Here is a 15,977-nt window from a genome sequence, read left to right on the forward strand (position 1 = left end):
ATAAGATTTGAGCAATCAATCGTCTTCTTTTAATTGCTACATACAAGGAAGAGGCTTTATATTAATGCTTTGGGGTAAAAATTTAGCAGCAAGATTGAGTAACGTTATTGCTCTGAAGTCTGAGGACAAAACAACTACCAAGAATCGCCGAATATGTTGCCGCCAGAGCCGCCAGTTAAATTTGGTATTTGTCTGAAAAAACACTTTGAAACAGCTTAAGTAATAGGTAATCGGCGATGGTAATAACGAATAAGTAATGGGCAATACAAAAGTCTAAAATTAAAAGATAAAAATCATAAATTTTAATTTTTAGCTTGACAAAAAGCCAATTAGTATCTATTAATTATGAATTGCCAATTACGACGAATTGCTTGTTGCCAACTACCCGTCACCCGTTATAAATAATGGATTTGTTAGAGTACCAAGCCAAATCTTTATTTCGCCAGATGGCAATTCCGATTTTGCCGTCGCAGCGAATTGACAATCCTGCCGACCTCAAAGGACTGAAAATTCCCTACCCAGTTGTACTTAAGTCGCAAGTGCGGGCTGGGGGACGGGGCAGAGCTGGCGGCGTTAAGTTTGTGGAAAATACGATCGATGCTGTAGCGGCAGCTCAAACAATTTTTAATTTGCCGATCGAAAACGAATATCCCCAAGTTTTGCTGGCAGAAGCGAAGTACAACGCCGATCGAGAATTGTACTTGGCGGTACTCCTAGATCCCGTAGCGCGACGCCCGGTGCTTCTAGGTTCGAGAGAAGGAGGTATGGATGTCGAAGGGTCGATCGACCAAATGCAGCAAGTTGCGGTAGACCAGGAATTTTCGCCTTTCTACGCGAGGCGCCTGATGCTGAAAATGGGATTGCAGGGAGATTTGATTCAATCGGTGAGCTCGATTGTCGAAAAAATGTATCGGCTGTTTGTTGAAAAAGATTTAGATTTAGTAGAAATCAATCCTCTGGGCATCAGTCCGACAGGAGAGGTAATGGCTTTAGACGGTAAAGTCACGGCTAACGACGATGCCTTGGGGCGGCATCCCGATTTGGTGTCACTCTCGGGTAAGACGCCCAGCAGCGGGATCGCAGCAGAGAGGAGAAATCCCCATAGCACCGATCGGCGGAATTTTCAATCGAAGCAGCAGCACTCGCCGCCGCGGCAGTTTGACCCCAAACCTCCATCCTCAATCTCGTCGGATGGAGAATCCCTGGAATTAGTCGAACTAGAGGGGAATATCGGGATTCTGTGCAACGGAGTGGGCCTGACAATGGCAACTCTCGATGCTGTAGCCCACCAAGGAGGAAAACCGGCTAATTTTGTGAATATTGGTTCCTTAGACCGCTACGATGCAGTAAATGCTCTGCGCGATCGCGCGGATGCGGGTCTGGAGTTAGTCGGTCAGGATAAAAGCGTTAAGGTGATACTGGTTAATATTTTGACCGCCTCCAAAACCGAGGAAATCACCGCTGCCGCCGTCGGCTATTTGGAACGGAAAGCTCGCGCCAACCGCCACATCCAAGTTGTGCTGCGCCTGAATGAGAGCGATACTGATGCTGTGAAAAAGCGCTTGGGACAGTTGCCGGTGCAGCTAACTAGGACTTTGGATGAGGCAGCAGCAGCCTCTGTATCCTCCGCTAAGTAGTAGCAGCAGTCGATCGACCGTCTTCGAGATTTATGCGCCGGCCGACAGCTTCTGCTTTTTAAAGATCGAGTCTCAAGTGGGAAACAATGAATTTAACTCCAGAAAGCAAAGTCCTCGTACAGGGCATTACAGAATCTCCCGCGTCAGCCCGTGTCGCCCTGATGATGAAAGCATACGGCACGAATGTAGTCGCCGGGGTCAGTCCCGGTCAAGGGGGACGGGAGTTGGAGGGAATTGAGATTTTTGATTTGGTAGAAGAAGCCGTGGCGGCAGTGGGTCATGTTGACACTACGGTAATTTTGGTAGATGCTTACTCGGTGCTGGATGCGGCTCAAGAAGCGATCGCGGCAGGGATTCGGCAAATCGCGATCGTCACTGAGGGAGTGCCTCCTCTGGATATGGTGCGCTTAGTCAGAAAAGCAGAAGCCACCGAAACATTGGTAATCGGGCCCAACAGTCCTGGGATTATTGTCCCGGACAAATTGCTGCTGGGAACTCACCCCAAGGAATTTTATACGCCAGGTTCGATCGGGGTAATCAGCCGCAGCAGCACTTTGACTTACGAAGTTGCTCTAGAACTTACCGAGGCCGGTTTGGGACAATCGATGGCGGTTTGTATTGGCTGCGATGCGATTGTTGGTTCTTCTTTTATGCAGTGGCTGCAAATTTTGGACGAAGACGACAGCACCGAGGCGATTGTTTTGGTGGGGGAAGTTGGCGGTTGGAGCGAACAAGCTGCTGCTTCTTACATCGGTTCGGCGATCGACAAACCCGTGGTTGCTTATCTAGCCGGCCGCTACGCTCCCAAGGGCCCGTCTTTAGGTCACGCCGGCATCTTGATCAGTTCTCGGGCTGCCGCCCAGAAAGCCTTTGGACTCAAGACAGAAAACAAAATGGCTGCCTTTGAAGAGGCCGAAATACCCGTAGCTGCGCGACCTTCAGAGGTTCCTAAGTTGCTCAAAAAACTGCTGAAAAAAACTTGATTGTTATCAAAAGAACAAAATCAAACAGGTTCGTAATGAGGACTTTAGTCCGCAGGTTTGCAACAGGTTGGTAACAGGTTTGTAGTGAGGACTTTAGTCCGCAAAAAACCAGGTTTGTAGCGAGGACTTTAGTCCGCAAAAAACCAGGTTTGTAGTGAGGACTTTAGTCCGCAAAAAACCAGATTTGTAGCGAAGACTTAAAGTCCGCAAAAAACCAGGTTTGTAGCGAAGACTTAAAGTCCGCAAAAAACCAGGTTTGTAGTGAGGACTTTAGTCCGCAAAAAATCAGAAAACTAGCATTCCCAACGAGATAGAACCTGTTGGTAACGCCGATAATTATTATACAGTTTAAAAAAAATATTGCTAGATAACAATTGTGAGGTTTGTTTCCTTCATTCAATGTGTAAGGTGCGTCGCTATTAGATTTGCACTCGCATTTAGAGATTGTCTTTCTTCGACACACCCTACAGATACTGCGGCATTAATCGGGAAAATGGGTATTACCAGAGTCCCCTGATCGGCCTGACGGGCTGCGGTGCGGGTGCTGGTAGCGGTGGGGGGCGACTTACAGCAGGGGCAGTTGGCCGCACGTTGCGGGAAGGTGCGATCGTCGTACTTTCGGTGCGATTTGTTTCAGTTGTCCTCGTTGTCTCGCGCTGGGACTCTTGAAGCAGGCTGCTCAAATTTCCGGCCAAACCCTGAATCTTCCCAACAGTTGCAGCAATGCTGGCAACATCTACGTAAACCTCCGGTAGAGGATACTTTTGCAAAATTTCCAGCAGCGACACCTTACCGTCATCGCCGGATGCCAGAATCACCGCCGCCCTGAGGGCTTTGCCACTTTCTGTGCGCCGCTGAGTCCGAATTGCTTGACCAATTTCGTCAGTAATTTTTTCTCCCGGGGTGCTGTAAAGTACCCGGGCTAGATTAGTCGGCTTTAAACCGATTTGTAAACCGATCAACCCCTGCAATATTTTTGGGTCGATTTTGGAGAACCCGATAATTTGTTTGAGGGTTGGCGTCGCAGTCCCGTCTTTAGCAAACTCTTCTAAGTCGCTGATAGTTATGGCTTGCCGGATCGGGCCCAATGTCAGGACAATTTTTTCAGCGCCTAAGGCTCTACTGCTACTAGATAATAAGCTCCCGCTTGCTCCTAAAAACAGGGCAATGCCGATCGATACAAATTTTGTTAATTTCATAAAAATTCTCGGTAAGTGTGAAACTCAGTCCCTTTAGGGCTGAGAGGAAAACGACGCGAGCGACTTTTTCAGTCGCGTTGAATCTTTTCATTACCGCGCAAGGGAATTGCTTGGCTCTTGTGTACTTTTGTAATGTACTTTCACTCTTGACAATTACCATCTCAAACCTTACAATCCTGTACGCATAATGTTTGCTCTTTTGGAGCCTCCCTTTCGGGGTAATGTTAGCCTCGTCAATGTTATGAGGGCTTGTTAAGCTAGCAGCACAGTTTCAGTGACTTTAAAACTGGTTAACTACTAGCGACAGAGCAGGGGACTGGCGAGAGCATCCACAGGGTGTCGTGACCCAAATAACGTAGTCAGTTAAGACGCTTGACTGGTCAGTATAGCTTGCTTGATTACTCTTACAAGCTCAGTCCGTTTAGGGCTGAGTTACTGACATTCAGTTTGAGCGATCGATTAATTTTTTTTTCCTCGGTGTGTACATTATAGGTGCAGCAGTTATATTCTACAAGGTCACGAGTGTAAGTTGCGCCCGCATCACACCCACAATCTCGATCGCGAATGGCGATCGCTCTCGACAGGCTGAATAATTAACCGCAGGTACAGCAATATTTTTTATTGGATTCATTCTGCCTTCTACTTTATACATCACATCGACTTCATTGCCCCACATAAATTTGTTCTATAAGTTATGTTTAAAACCAAGCAAAAATCAAAAAAAAACAAAAACAAGCACACCGAAAAAACTGCAATAGTCAGCAAAAAAGAAGTGGCTGCCCAAAAACGCAAAACTTCACAAAAGCGCAATGAATTAGTGCAGGCGATCGTCATTTGTTGCTTGGTCAGCCTGAGTGTCACCATCCCTTTGTTGTTCGTGACCCGCCCTAAGATGGCGATAGCAGGAGGCGCAGCCATAGCCATTTTACTGCTTTCCTACAAATACCCCCGCCCAGCTTTGTGGGCTTTTTTAATTTACCTGCCTTTGAGCGGTACAGTTACCTACGCAATTGGGGGCGGTAATGCAGCATTTCAAGTAGCTAAAGATGCTTTTTACATACCAGCTCTCATCGCTTTAATTCAAAGCTGCAAAAATAAACAATTGCCTGTGTTCATTCCCAAACAAATGCTTTCTACCTTCAGCATCCTGTTGATGATGGCAATGCTGACTTTAATTTTTGTCAACGGAGAAATGCAGCTCCACCCTATTAGGGGCGACAAACCGATTCTGCAAGGAATTCTCGGTTTAAAAGTATTGATAGGTTACATACCGCTGATTGGTTGTACCTACTATCTGCTCCGCACTAAGAAGGATTTGGTGTTTTTTGGTCGAATGCACCTAGTTTTGGCGATCGTTTGCTGCGTTCTTGGTTTGATTCAGTACCTGTTGCTGCAAAGTGGCAAGTGCGCCGGCACCCGAGGCATGATTGGAGAAGAATTATATAAAGCAACTCTGCAAGCTAGATGTTTTGTTGGCGGTTCTCTGGTATTCAGTCCAGAAGTCAAATTTATCCGCTTGCCGGGAACTTTTGTAGCACCTTGGCAGTGGGCTTGGTTTTTAATTTCTAATGCTTTTTTAACCTTTGCCTCGGCTTTTTGCGATCCTTCCTTCTGGTGGCGAGCTATCGGTTTACTTGGCATGGCATTAGTATTTGCCAATGCCGTTATTTCCGGTCAAAGAGCTGCTTTAGTTATGGTTCCAGTTGCTACGGCAATCCTGCTGATTCTCACCGGCCAATTAGTTAATTTTAAGAGATTTATTCCGATCGGTGCAGGACTCGCAATTCTGCTGTTTGTCGGTGCCGCAGTTAACCCGGGAATTGTCGAGCAGCGGTGGGATAGTTTTGTTAACCGCTGGAATGCTGCACCTCCCCAGCAATTTCTTTCTAATCAGTTAGAGCAAAGTAACAATTTTATCATTGGAAAACCTCTGGGCAGAGGTGTGGGACGAGCTACTAATTCAACGCGGATATTTGGGACTACGCAGCTCATTGAAACTTTCCATCCAAAGTTGATTTACGAACTAGGCTATCCGGGAATGATTGCTTTTCAAATCATGTTATTACAATTGGCTTTTTTAACTTTTAGATCGTACCGTTCTGTGAAAGACAAAAGTTTGCGGAGTTACGGAGCTAGTTTTTGGGTATTTGTGGGATTTATTACGATCAATCCTCAATATTATCCGCTGGATGTAGATCCAGTGTGCGTGTATTACTGGGTGTTGGCTGGGGCAATTTTAAAGCTACCCAAAATTGACAAACAGGTGCAGGATGAAAAACATCAGGAACTTGAGGGGCATGAATTGGAAGTTCACCAACAGTTGAAGGAGAAAAAAATTATTGCGTCTGCTCCTATTTGAAAATATGCGGTTGCCAAACCGGACTGCCAGCATTTAAATCATTGTCGTTTGTGAGTTTATTCAATCCAGAACCGTCTCGATTAATTACGTACAAAATGCTTTGATAGCCTGCAATTTCATTAAACGTAAAAGCAATTTGCTGGCTGTCTGAAGACCAAGCCAATTCAGAAATACCTGAGATTCCTAGGCGAGGAGCTAGTTGATTTAGCTGGCCACTGCCAGCATTTATTGTGTATAATTTTTGCTGGTTGAAGTCTCCGGTAGCGAAGGCGATAAGTTTGCCGTCGGGCGACCAGGAAAGTGCATCGTATTTTTGGGGTTTTTGGGTGAGGTTTTTGGCGGTTCCGGTGTTAATGTCGATCGCCCAAATATCCTGCTTTTCCCCGCCAAAATCGCCCGCTTTCCCGTGATAGTAAGCAATCCGGCTGCTGTCGGGCGACCAAACCAGCTTGACGTTATAGACTTGATGTTGCGGGTTGTCGGTCAAATTCTTGAGGTTGGTGCCGTCGGTATTGATGGTGTAAACTTGCTGTTGGGGATAGCTACCGGACAAAAAAGCGATTTTTGTGCGATCGCCAGACCAGACAAGTTCGCTACCGCCCGATGTATACTCGCCGGGACTTTGAGTTAATTTAGTCATGCCCGAACCGTCAGCATTCATTTTATAGATATTTTTATCCTTGACAAATGCTACCTGTTGATCGTCAGCAGAAAGATAAAATTCTGATGAAATTTCTGTTTTAGCTGGTTGTCCTCCTACTTCTAAATTCCGAATTAATTTAGTTCCTTTAATTCCCGAAATGTCACTGGTATAAAGTGATTGACTGCCAGAAGAATCAGAGGTTGAACCGTCGCAGGAACGAGCAAAAACAAGTTTTTGACTGTTAGCAAACCAAGCTATTCTAAAATTAACTCCTTTGCAAGATTCGCCCGCAAACTGTTTAGTTAGTCCAGAACCATCAGCCTTGACTGTATAAATGTCGGTGTCTCCGCTAACGAATGCGAGTCGATCGCCCTTGGGCGACCAAACTACCGTAGGGCTAACATCTATATTGGGTGCAAGTTCCCGGCGGGCCAAACTGGTAGGATTGACCGCAAATAAACTGTTCCTCACCTCGCTGCCGCGCCTCTGGAGCGCTGTAAATGCCAGTATGCTTGGTTTTTGGGCTGCGGTTGTCCGAGGGCTGTGAAGGCTCAGGAATACGGTAATTGTGAGTGTTAGGGTGATCAGGGCGATCGACCAAAACCGCAATAATTTATGTAAACGCATTTTGTCAGTATCATCTCCTTACTTTTAAATCTTCACAGTCTTCAGTCCTCGTATCCCCGACTTCTTAAAGTGCCAGAGGGATATGGCAAATTCTAACTCCAAACTATTCCCAATGCCCCATTCCCAATGCCCCATTCACAGTGTTTGGCGATCGATATGCCGTGACAGCCTCAAACTTTGTTTGATTCTACCAATAATTAGCTCAAACATTTTTTTGCGGGACGGATTCTTGCTGCTGGGCGGCATCCCTAACTCGCAACACATCAAGTTCAAGTCATTTGCACTCATAGCCAACAATTTTTGGCTAACCTCTTCTTCATTACCATTTTTAGCTTGTAAACGCAGTTCTTCATAAGCTTCGAGAACATTTTCTGTCGATAAATTAGCAGATTTACTAACATTAGCAATAATAGCTGATTCAGAAGTTTTAGACAGAGCAGAAAGCCCTCCCCGCTTGACTTGAGCCTCAATTCTAGTTAATTTCTTGGAAACCTCCCGCAAGATTGCCTTAAGTTCCCCAATTTCATCAAGTACCCCCCCATTTTCCGAATCGCCAGCAGGCAAAATATCTTTTTTAATCATTTCAGATACTCCTCACACTCGCGCCAAAGTTGCTCAAATTCTCTAACTAATTCTCGCGGCAGTTCTCCCTCATTAATCGCCCGTTTCAACCCGACGCTTTCCCGAATAGTCGATTCAAAAAATCTGACTTCTATGTTATTATCTTTTGATATCTCAGCGCAAAGTCTCTTGACTTCTCTCATGTAAAACTGAACTTCATTAGTCAGCAATCCTCCATAGATTTTAGCTTTATTCATAAACACTGCAATTTTGGGAAACGGGTAAGGCTCAATCCGTTTCTGGAGCGAGTTTAAAACTAAACTCAATCCCCGAGAACCAAAATAATCGGGATTGACGGGAATCAATATTAAGTCACAGCAAGAGAGGACGCTGTAGGTGAGGAGACTGAAGGAAGGCGAACAGTCAAACAGCATTAAATCGTATTTGGGGAGATTGGGAGAGTTAACGATTTTCCCGCTAAACTGGCGGATGAAGTCTTTTACATTTTTACCCTCAAATCCATCGAGATCCAACCAGTACAATTCTTCAACTGAAGGGATAAAATGCAACTGTTCGTCAATCTGATAAATAGTGTCGAAACCAACGGGAAATTTAAAGTTTTGTCCGGCTTTTTTAAAGACTTCGAGGGCGTCGTAAATTGTGAGTCGGTGTTTGAGAGATTTTTCGTACCACTTACCAAATTTATCATCTAAATGACCAGTGTTTTCGTTAAGCCCGATCGCCTCTGTGAGCGACATTTGCGGGTCTAGGTCTAACATCAGGACTTCTAAGTCGGTTCCTTGGGATATAATATTTCCCATACTCCAGGTGACGGTTGTCTTCCCGACACCGCCTTTGAAGTTGATTACGGCTATGGATTTTGGACTCATGGCTGGCTTTGTTTAGATTTTGCTGAAATATAAATTAAAACATACCGATCGCCCAATTAGCGCTGGTTAAGCATTATTACTCAAATAATCGCGATCGCCTGGAGTAGGCGATCGCCAGATTAACTGCGAGTCTATACGATCTTAGAGTAGCGCTTGAGGATTATACCCAGGCAATTCAGCTTAAACCAGACTTTGCCCAAGCTCATTACAACCGAGGCATTTTCCACTATGAACTGGGCGATTCCGAAAGAGCAAATGAAGATTTTTACAATGCTAAAAATTTATATCATATGCAGGGAAAAGAAGAAAAATATCAAAAGGTACTTGATATAATAGAAGAACTTCAGCAAGAAGATTGAGAGCGAGCGCATTTAGTAAAGAGATAAAAAGAGCGATCGATACATTAATAATTATTCGGCTCATTGCAAATCCTGTAGATCGACTTCAACTAAATTTTGCCTGTCTTTAACATTTTCAATAGCTTTCAACAGTTTGTTTTTATTGACTTCCGATTTCAAAAGATATTCGGTTTCATCGCATTCTGAGACAATGATTTCAATCTCTTTATCTCCAAAAATCGCTTTGATTTGTTCTAAAAAGTTACGATCTAGTTCGCTGGCTTTTAAACGATAAACTGTTGACATCGTTTTTACCTATTTTTGATTGATTTAAAATGATTAATATTGCCTTTAAATAGAGTAGTTTGAAGTTGACACTAAGGGCTGGCAAAATTACCAGCCCTTAATTTGTTTTAGCGTTTCACCAACTTCTTGGACAACTTCCGCAAGCGAATTGATTTCGGTGTTACTTCCACCAATTCATCCTGACCGATGTACTCCAAAGCGCGTTCCAAACTCATATCGACTGGTGCTTGCAATTGCGCCAATTCTTCACCACCAGATGCGCGGTGGTTTGTCAACTGCTTCGACTTGCAGATATTCAGCTCCATGTCTTCATCTCGGTTGTTTTCTCCGATAATCATCCCTCTGTAAACCTTGGTTCCGGGGGTAATGAAAAATACGCCACGGTCTTCAGCATTTTTCAGTGAATAAGTAGTTGCAGTTCCTTCTTCAAAGGAAATCAATACTCCGTTGCGACGGGCGATAATTTCTCCACCGAGGGGGCGATAGTCGAGGAAGCTGTGGTTCATAATTCCAGCGCCGCGAGTCAAGCGCATAAACTCGCCTCGGAATCCAATCAAACCGCGGGCGGGGACTGAAAATTCGATTTGGGTGCGACCGGTGCTGCTGACGTGCATATCTTGCATTTCTGCTTTGCGCTGACCGAGGCGTTCGATGCAGCCACCGACTGCTTCTTCGGGTACGTCTAAGACCAAACATTCAAAGGGTTCGCAGGGACGGCCGCCGACTTCGCGGAAGATTACTTGCGGCTGGGATACTTGGAATTCGTATCCTTCGCGACGCATATTTTCGATCAGGATTCCGAGGTGAAGTTCGCCACGGCCGGATACGAGGAATTTGTCGGGAGAGTCGGTTTCTTCGACGCGCAAGGCGACGTTGGTTTGGAGTTCTCGCATTAGTCGATCGCGAATTTGACGCGATGTGACCAAACTACCTTCTTGACCGCAGAACGGCGAATCGTTCACCGAGAAAGTCATCTGCAAAGTCGGTTCGTCTACTTTGATTAAAGGTAGCGCTTGTGGGTCGTTGGGACAGGTAATTGTCTCGCCAATATACGCATCAGCAAAACCGGCAACGGCGACAAGATTACCAGCAGAAGATTCTGCGATATCAATGCGCTTCAGGCCTTCAAAGCCCATCAATTTGCTGATTTTTGACTTGACAAGCGCGCCGCTTTCTGTGATTAAAACTGCTTGTTGACCGATTCTAATCGTGCCGTTGTGGATGCGGCCGATGACGATGCGGCCGACGTATTCTGAGTAATCTAGGGTGGTGACTTGCAGTTGCAGAGGTTTGTCAGGGTCGCCGATGGGGGGCGGTACGTGGTCTAGGATTTCTTCAAACAGCGGTTTCATGTCCACTGCTTCGTCTTCCAAAGTTTTTTTAGCAGTACCGTTGAGTCCCGAACCGAACAGATAGGGGAAGTCGCACTGATCGTCGTCGGCGCCGAGTTCGAGGAACAGATCCAAAACTTTATCGACTGCTTTGTGGGGATCTGCTCGATCGCGATCGATCTTGTTGACAAATACGATCGGGCGCAGTCCTTTTTCGAGGGCTTTTTTGAGCACGAAGCGGGTTTGCGGCATCGGGCCTTCGTTAGCGTCTACGATCAGCAAACAACCGTCAACCATGCCGAGAACTCGTTCTACTTCACCGCCGAAGTCCGCGTGTCCGGGGGTATCGACGATGTTGATCAGGGTTTCTTTGTATCGGACAGCGGTATTTTTGGAAAGGATGGTGATGCCACGCTCGCGCTCGATGTCATTGGAGTCCATGACGCAATCTGGGACTTCTTCCCCTTCGCGGAAGACCCCGGACTGTCTGAGGAGAGCATCCACAAGGGTGGTTTTGCCGTGATCGACGTGAGCAATGATAGCAACGTTGCGAATGGGAAGACTCATAATGCGTCTGGGACGTTAAACGGATTTAACTAAAGATTTCTTAATGATTGTAGCGCATGGAGTCAAGGGGCGATCGGGCGCGACTGTATAATTAACCTGCTGACCCGCTAAAATTGAAATTATGGAAGCGCAACCCAGAGATATTAAGCGTTATATCAAACAAAATGGCACAGTTCCATTTGCCGAATGGTTTGGCTCCCTGCGAGATGTTAACGCTAAAATCAGGATTGATAAGAGGCTGGAGCGGATTAGCAGTGGCAATTTGGGAGACTGTCGCTCAGTTGGCGAAGGAGTTTGCGAACTTAAAATCGACTATGGGCCGGGCTACCGAGTCTACTTTGGACAAGTGGGATCTGCGATCGTGCTTCTGCTGTGCGGTGGGGATAAAAGCACTCAAGATCAAGACATTAGTAAAGCTAAGAAATATTGGAGAGATTATGAAAGACGCCAAAATGCCTGCTAGTGATAGCTATCATCCCTTTAAAATTTCCAATCTCAAAGATCCAAACTATTCTGCTGCTTACCTTTCTCTGATATTTGGAGAAGAGGAAGAAGGAGATTTGGAATTAAAAATTATGCTCTCAGCTATGAGAGATATATTTGAGGCTCTTGGTGAACCAAATATGTCTGCTGATGATGCTAAATTGCATTTGGAAAAATTAGATGCTTTGTTATCAGGAGAAGGAATTGCGACAATTTATGGTTTGGCTAGTTGGCTGAAGGTTCTGGGATTGAAGTTAACAGTCGCGGTTGATGTAGAGGATGAGAAAATTTCTGCTAATGTTGCTGAATTGGCGGAAGTTGCAAAGGTTTGATTTTGGGCAAACTTCCCAGATATAGCTTTTACAGTTTTTTAAATTTTAGGGTAGCAGGATGTCAGAGACAGAACTAGATTTAGTGTCAATAGCCACCAGATTATTACATCTTGAACAAGATCAAGTTATTCTCAAAAAATATATAGCCAAACTTAAGCGGCAGTTAGAAGCACAGGAACAACGATTTAACGATCGCCCGGAACCGCCACAGCTAGAAAATTTGATAGCCCAAATTGCGGTGCTGCAACAGCGGTTTGATTTGGGAATTGCCGATATGTCGGTCATTTCAGAGCCGCCGATTGAGCTTGAGGCTGAGACAGAACAGCACAACTTAGACTTTCAGTATCAGTTAGTATGCGATCGCCCCAACAGTCGCGCTGTGTTGGTGGAGGCGCTATCAGTAGCACGAGAGCGGCTGATTATTGTTTGCCCTTGGCTCAATTGTAACAGTATTAATGATGAATTGCTGCAAAAATTTAGGGATTGCTTGAACCGAGGATGTGCGATCGATATTGGCTGGGGTTATTTGGGCGATCGGCAAAAAATCGGCAAGGGATGGCGATACAATGCTTTAGCAGATTTGCAAGAATTAGCAAGCGAATATCCCGGTCAATTTAGTCTCAATTTATTAGGTACTCACGAAAACTATTTAGTCTGCGATTCCAGTTTTGCTATGTTGGGGAGCCATAATTTTCTGACTAACAGCGACCAAAGTGCAGAAAAAGAAGTGGGAATCCGCACGGGTCACTGTCAAATTGTCAAGCAATTAATTGAGAGATTTGACAGCAGCCAAGTATTAAATGAGGAGGAGATTGAGAGCAGGTTTATAGAGAGTTCGGATTACCTGGATCGAGCAGATTATTTGGAAGGATTGGCGGCGGATGCTGCTGAGGGAGAGATTGATTTAGAGGATAGCGCTGAGGATTTGGATGATGAGTCTGAGGCTAGTCTGGAACCTGTTGTTAATGTTGAGGAGTTTTGGGAGCGTTACACTCAGGGAGAAAGGGATTTTACTGGGATTAATTTAGCTGGTGCTGACTTGAGGGGTAAAAACCTAGCTGCTGGTGTTAACTTGAGTAATGCTAATTTGAATAAAGCTAATTTGAACGGTGTAAGTTGGCAGATGATAAACCTCAGTGGGGCAACTTTGAAGGAAGCAAATATGAGCAATGCGTTTTTCTCTAGCACAAATTTTAGTAATGCTAATTTATCAAGGGCTAACCTTTCTCAAGCTAATTTATCTTCAGCCAATCTGACTCAGGCAAATTTAGTCAATGCCAACCTTTCTCAGGCTAATTTACAATCAGCCAAACTAGAAAAATCAAAATTAAGGAAGGCAAGTTTAAGAGGAACCCTACTAGAATATGCAAATTTTAGTGAAGCCGATTTTACTGGTGCAAACCTCAATGGTGCTAAGCTTAGTCAACAAACAAAATTCACTAATGCAAACCTCGCTCAAGCTAACTTAAGCGGGCTATACTTGAGCCTCCATACACTGTTTCACAACAACATAACTTTTTCGCAGCCAATCCACCTGAAAACCTGACAAACCGTGCTTAATCTTACCTACCAATTTACCCCAGTTGAAAAGTTCTTCCACACCGCGACACTGCCGAAACTTCCCCTCGTAAAACTCTACCCAAAATGCTGGTGCTTGCTGCTGAGTTTTCCGCCAACGCTTCCACCACCGCGTACAGTCTTGCAGCGTCGGCGGCTCTACTCCTAAAATTGGTGGCATATCTGCGTAACTCACAAATTTGCTGAGGCCAACTCCCACAACGTGGATGATATACGGCCACAGCCGAATCTCGCGAATCTGTTCGGGCTGGACTTTCAAGACTTTGGCTACTGCTTCTTTTGTCACAAATCGAGCCAGTGGATTTATTTGCTTGGCTTCTGAGTGTTGTGTTGCTATCATGGTGAGTGCGTCTGATTGAATGAGTACGTCTGATTGAATGAGTGCGTCTTGAATAAGTGCGTCTGATTTAAGTAGGTGTCTCTGATTCGATCGGAGTTTGTTTGAAAAAGCGATCGCCCTTTAGTTTCCAAGGCCACAGGGCGATCGCTCTTTAATCTTTAATTACTTTAAGGCAAATACTTGCCCTTTGTCAAGCATGGGATTGGTGAGGTTGCGAATTCGAGAGCTGGCTGCCGAAAATGGCTGGACTTTGACAGAGGTTGCCGATCGATCGGGAGTCCACTACAGCACGCTGAAAAATTACGCCCGATCGCCCGGATTAGCAACCGTTGACGTTACTTATCTGCAAAAATTAGCTCGAACTTTTGATGTGTTGATAGAAGACTTGTTTGAGGTTGTGGAAGAATAGGTTCCGTCGGCGTTTCCTCCGTCGGGGATCTAACCTTCATTTATATAAAATAATATAGGTGAGATTTCACCCTCATGTCAAGAGGCGAATTAATAAAATTACGAATTCGAGAGTTTGCTGCTAGGGAAGGTTGGACGCTCAAAGAAGTAGCCGATCGCTCCGGGGTATCCTACAACACTGTCAAAAGTTACGCCCGATCGCCCGGTATGACAATGGCTGACATCGGTGCTCTACTAAAATTGGCGCGGACGTTTGATGTGTCGATCGAACAATTGTTGGATTTTGTCGAATAAGTAGCAGATTACACTTAAAATAAATCAGTGCCAACCAATTTGACTAAAACAGGCGATCGACATTGGGGCATTTCGTAACAGATTTGAGAGTTGGCGGATGGGACAAAGCCAAGTCAGGAAGATTATATGGTATATTCTCAGCGGGAATTGTAGCTGTGCGATCGCACGCGATCGATATACAATTTGTAACGTTGAGCCTTATTGAAGTGCAGGAGTGGAGCTGGCTTGGATAACGCTAGTCTGTCGAGAAAAACCCCGCAAGCCTCGGAGCTTGCCGCTGACGAAATTCCAGAAGCAGTGCGAGACCACACATACCTGGATGCAGGAGGCAGTCAGTCCCAGAAGAAAAAAGGGCTGATTTGGAAACTGCTAGGTTTGGGCGCAGTTGCCTTTGCGGTGAGCATCTGGCTGCACCTCAACTTTAACTTTTTCCCAGCCACCAGTCGGGCAGAGCCAACTCAAAAAAACCCAGCAGCAGCGAGTTCAGCCTCTGCAACAGCCCCGAACCCAGGTAGCAATTCAAAAGCCACCCCAGACAACCTGCTGGGACACTTGCCTTACGCAGAAGCACCAGCCACCGACTTGGTAAACGTCACCTCCGATGGTGGTGTCAAACTCCGCACCTCAGCAGCAGCAAAGTATCAGGAAATGGCCAACGCCGCCGCCGCATCAGGGATCTATTTTGCTCCTATATCCGGCTTTCGCTCCGTGGACGACCAACAGCACGTATTTTTTGACGTGAAAGCCGAACGCAGGCAAAACGCCAGCAAGCGAGCCGAAGTCAGCGCTCCTCCAGGTTATAGCGAACATCATACCGGTTACGCGATCGACCTCGGCGACGGCAGCGCCCCAGATACCAACCTCAGTCCCAGCTTTGAAAATACCCAAGCATTCAAGTGGCTAGAAGCTAACTCCGCCACCTTCAGCTTTGAAATGTCCTTCCCCAAAAACAATCGCCAAGGCGTCAGTTACGAGCCTTGGCACTGGCGGTTTGTGGGCGACAGGCAAAGCCTCGAAACTTTCTACAAAGCTCATTCCCTCAAAAAATAGTTGACAGTTGACGGTTGACAGCGGACAGTTAACAGTTAACAGTTAACAGTT

Annotated in this window: 18 protein-coding genes; 10 read left to right on the forward strand and 8 right to left on the reverse strand. The window is 45.6% G+C overall.

Annotated features, from left to right (window positions below):
- The first annotated feature begins 404 nt into the window (after positions 1-404).
- Complete coding sequence (locus QZW47_RS22770) at positions 405-1,637, forward strand: succinate--CoA ligase subunit beta (RefSeq protein ID WP_293131883.1); 1,233 nt, start codon at positions 405-407, stop codon at positions 1,635-1,637.
- 86 nt (positions 1,638-1,723) lie between these two features.
- Positions 1,724-2,620: a CoA-binding protein gene (locus QZW47_RS22775; protein ID WP_293131885.1), complete on the forward strand. Its 897-nt coding sequence runs from the start codon at positions 1,724-1,726 to the stop codon at positions 2,618-2,620.
- A 500-nt stretch (positions 2,621-3,120) separates the two neighbouring features.
- Here QZW47_RS22775 and QZW47_RS22780 read toward each other — a convergent pair whose 3' ends face one another.
- Together QZW47_RS22780 and QZW47_RS22785 are read right to left on the reverse strand one after the other, a co-directional pair.
- Positions 3,121-3,819 (reverse strand): alpha/beta hydrolase, encoded by a 699-nt coding sequence (locus QZW47_RS22780; protein WP_293131888.1) that lies wholly within the window; start codon positions 3,817-3,819, stop codon positions 3,121-3,123.
- 508 nt (positions 3,820-4,327) lie between these two features.
- Positions 4,328-4,495 (reverse strand): hypothetical protein, encoded by a 168-nt coding sequence (locus tag QZW47_RS22785; RefSeq protein WP_293131891.1) that lies wholly within the window; start codon positions 4,493-4,495, stop codon positions 4,328-4,330.
- A gap of 18 nt (positions 4,496-4,513) precedes the next feature.
- On the opposite strand from QZW47_RS22785, the gene hpsL reads away from it, so the two are divergent.
- A complete protein-coding gene (gene hpsL / locus QZW47_RS22790; RefSeq protein ID WP_293131894.1) occupies positions 4,514-6,178 on the forward strand; it encodes a hormogonium polysaccharide biosynthesis protein HpsL in 1,665 nt (554 codons plus the stop codon).
- On the opposite strand, the gene QZW47_RS22795 is transcribed toward hpsL, so the two are convergent.
- From QZW47_RS22795 to QZW47_RS22805, 3 genes are all read right to left on the reverse strand, one after another.
- On the reverse strand, positions 6,171-7,448 hold the full coding sequence (locus tag QZW47_RS22795) for a hypothetical protein (protein WP_293131897.1): 1,278 nt from the start codon (positions 7,446-7,448) through the stop codon (positions 6,171-6,173). The two genes, hpsL and QZW47_RS22795, sit on opposite strands and share 8 nt — an antisense overlap.
- Before the next feature lie 135 nt (positions 7,449-7,583).
- Complete coding sequence (locus QZW47_RS22800) at positions 7,584-8,030, reverse strand: hypothetical protein (RefSeq protein ID WP_293131899.1); 447 nt, start codon at positions 8,028-8,030, stop codon at positions 7,584-7,586.
- Positions 8,027-8,899 (reverse strand): ParA family protein, encoded by an 873-nt coding sequence (locus QZW47_RS22805; RefSeq protein WP_293131901.1) that lies wholly within the window; start codon positions 8,897-8,899, stop codon positions 8,027-8,029. The genes QZW47_RS22800 and QZW47_RS22805 overlap by 4 nt, the downstream gene beginning before the upstream one ends.
- A 110-nt stretch (positions 8,900-9,009) precedes the next feature.
- On the opposite strand from QZW47_RS22805, the gene QZW47_RS30210 reads away from it, so the two are divergent.
- Positions 9,010-9,258 carry a tetratricopeptide repeat protein gene (locus QZW47_RS30210; RefSeq protein ID WP_366930921.1) on the forward strand — a complete coding sequence of 83 codons (249 nt, stop codon included), beginning with the start codon at positions 9,010-9,012 and terminating at the stop codon, positions 9,256-9,258.
- Between the two features lie 60 nt (positions 9,259-9,318).
- Here the strand turns inward: QZW47_RS30210 and QZW47_RS22810 are convergent, their stop codons facing one another.
- Positions 9,319-9,543, reverse strand: coding sequence for a hypothetical protein (locus tag QZW47_RS22810; protein ID WP_293131904.1), 225 nt, complete (start codon positions 9,541-9,543; stop codon positions 9,319-9,321).
- A gap of 107 nt (positions 9,544-9,650) precedes the next feature.
- A complete protein-coding gene (typA, locus tag QZW47_RS22815) occupies positions 9,651-11,441 on the reverse strand; it encodes a translational GTPase TypA (RefSeq protein WP_293131907.1) in 1,791 nt (596 codons plus the stop codon).
- Between the two features lie 121 nt (positions 11,442-11,562).
- Between typA and QZW47_RS22820 the strand changes: the two genes are divergently transcribed.
- Genes QZW47_RS22820 through QZW47_RS22830 form a run of 3 tightly spaced genes read left to right on the forward strand, consistent with a single transcriptional unit; the run spans position 11,563 to position 13,802 of the window.
- Positions 11,563-11,904, forward strand: coding sequence for a type II toxin-antitoxin system RelE/ParE family toxin (locus QZW47_RS22820; RefSeq protein WP_293131910.1), 342 nt, complete (start codon positions 11,563-11,565; stop codon positions 11,902-11,904).
- Positions 11,879-12,256: a transcriptional regulator gene (locus QZW47_RS22825; protein ID WP_293131913.1), complete on the forward strand. Its 378-nt coding sequence runs from the start codon at positions 11,879-11,881 to the stop codon at positions 12,254-12,256. The genes QZW47_RS22820 and QZW47_RS22825 overlap by 26 nt, the downstream gene beginning before the upstream one ends.
- A 58-nt stretch (positions 12,257-12,314) precedes the next feature.
- Positions 12,315-13,802 carry a pentapeptide repeat-containing protein gene (locus QZW47_RS22830; protein ID WP_293131916.1) on the forward strand — a complete coding sequence of 496 codons (1,488 nt, stop codon included), beginning with the start codon at positions 12,315-12,317 and terminating at the stop codon, positions 13,800-13,802.
- On the opposite strand, the gene QZW47_RS22835 is transcribed toward QZW47_RS22830, so the two are convergent.
- Positions 13,731-14,174, reverse strand: a complete 444-nt coding sequence (locus tag QZW47_RS22835; RefSeq protein WP_293131919.1) for a hypothetical protein — start codon at positions 14,172-14,174, stop codon at positions 13,731-13,733. The two genes, QZW47_RS22830 and QZW47_RS22835, sit on opposite strands and share 72 nt — an antisense overlap.
- Before the next feature lie 196 nt (positions 14,175-14,370).
- On the opposite strand from QZW47_RS22835, the gene QZW47_RS22840 reads away from it, so the two are divergent.
- From QZW47_RS22840 to QZW47_RS22850, 3 genes are all read left to right on the forward strand, one after another.
- Positions 14,371-14,583, forward strand: a complete 213-nt coding sequence (locus tag QZW47_RS22840; protein WP_293131940.1) for a helix-turn-helix transcriptional regulator — start codon at positions 14,371-14,373, stop codon at positions 14,581-14,583.
- Between the two features lie 74 nt (positions 14,584-14,657).
- Positions 14,658-14,876: a helix-turn-helix transcriptional regulator gene (locus QZW47_RS22845; protein ID WP_293131922.1), complete on the forward strand. Its 219-nt coding sequence runs from the start codon at positions 14,658-14,660 to the stop codon at positions 14,874-14,876.
- Between the two features lie 225 nt (positions 14,877-15,101).
- Positions 15,102-15,926, forward strand: coding sequence for a M15 family metallopeptidase (locus tag QZW47_RS22850; RefSeq protein ID WP_293131925.1), 825 nt, complete (start codon positions 15,102-15,104; stop codon positions 15,924-15,926).
- Positions 15,927-15,977: the final 51 nt, after the last annotated feature.

Origin of the sequence: Microcoleus sp. bin38.metabat.b11b12b14.051, assembly GCF_013299165.1 — a bacterium.
GTDB lineage: Bacteria > Cyanobacteriota > Cyanobacteriia > Cyanobacteriales > Microcoleaceae > Microcoleus.

Coding starts and splice junctions, on each gene's coding strand:
- QZW47_RS22795 (WP_293131897.1), bottom strand. CDS start 7,448: ATGCGTTTACATAAATTATTGCGGTTTTGGTCGATCGCCCTGATCACC.
- QZW47_RS22840 (WP_293131940.1), top strand. CDS start 14,371: ATGGGATTGGTGAGGTTGCGAATTCGAGAGCTGGCTGCCGAAAATGGC.
- QZW47_RS22835 (WP_293131919.1), bottom strand. CDS start 14,174: ATGATAGCAACACAACACTCAGAAGCCAAGCAAATAAATCCACTGGCT.
- hpsL (WP_293131894.1), top strand. CDS start 4,514: ATGTTTAAAACCAAGCAAAAATCAAAAAAAAACAAAAACAAGCACACC.
- QZW47_RS22820 (WP_293131910.1), top strand. CDS start 11,563: ATGGAAGCGCAACCCAGAGATATTAAGCGTTATATCAAACAAAATGGC.
- QZW47_RS22775 (WP_293131885.1), top strand. CDS start 1,724: ATGAATTTAACTCCAGAAAGCAAAGTCCTCGTACAGGGCATTACAGAA.
- QZW47_RS22830 (WP_293131916.1), top strand. CDS start 12,315: ATGTCAGAGACAGAACTAGATTTAGTGTCAATAGCCACCAGATTATTA.
- QZW47_RS22800 (WP_293131899.1), bottom strand. CDS start 8,030: ATGATTAAAAAAGATATTTTGCCTGCTGGCGATTCGGAAAATGGGGGG.
- QZW47_RS22805 (WP_293131901.1), bottom strand. CDS start 8,899: ATGAGTCCAAAATCCATAGCCGTAATCAACTTCAAAGGCGGTGTCGGG.
- QZW47_RS22845 (WP_293131922.1), top strand. CDS start 14,658: ATGTCAAGAGGCGAATTAATAAAATTACGAATTCGAGAGTTTGCTGCT.
- QZW47_RS22825 (WP_293131913.1), top strand. CDS start 11,879: ATGAAAGACGCCAAAATGCCTGCTAGTGATAGCTATCATCCCTTTAAA.
- typA (WP_293131907.1), bottom strand. CDS start 11,441: ATGAGTCTTCCCATTCGCAACGTTGCTATCATTGCTCACGTCGATCAC.
- QZW47_RS22810 (WP_293131904.1), bottom strand. CDS start 9,543: ATGTCAACAGTTTATCGTTTAAAAGCCAGCGAACTAGATCGTAACTTT.
- QZW47_RS22770 (WP_293131883.1), top strand. CDS start 405: ATGGATTTGTTAGAGTACCAAGCCAAATCTTTATTTCGCCAGATGGCA.
- QZW47_RS22785 (WP_293131891.1), bottom strand. CDS start 4,495: ATGTGGGGCAATGAAGTCGATGTGATGTATAAAGTAGAAGGCAGAATG.
- QZW47_RS22780 (WP_293131888.1), bottom strand. CDS start 3,819: ATGAAATTAACAAAATTTGTATCGATCGGCATTGCCCTGTTTTTAGGA.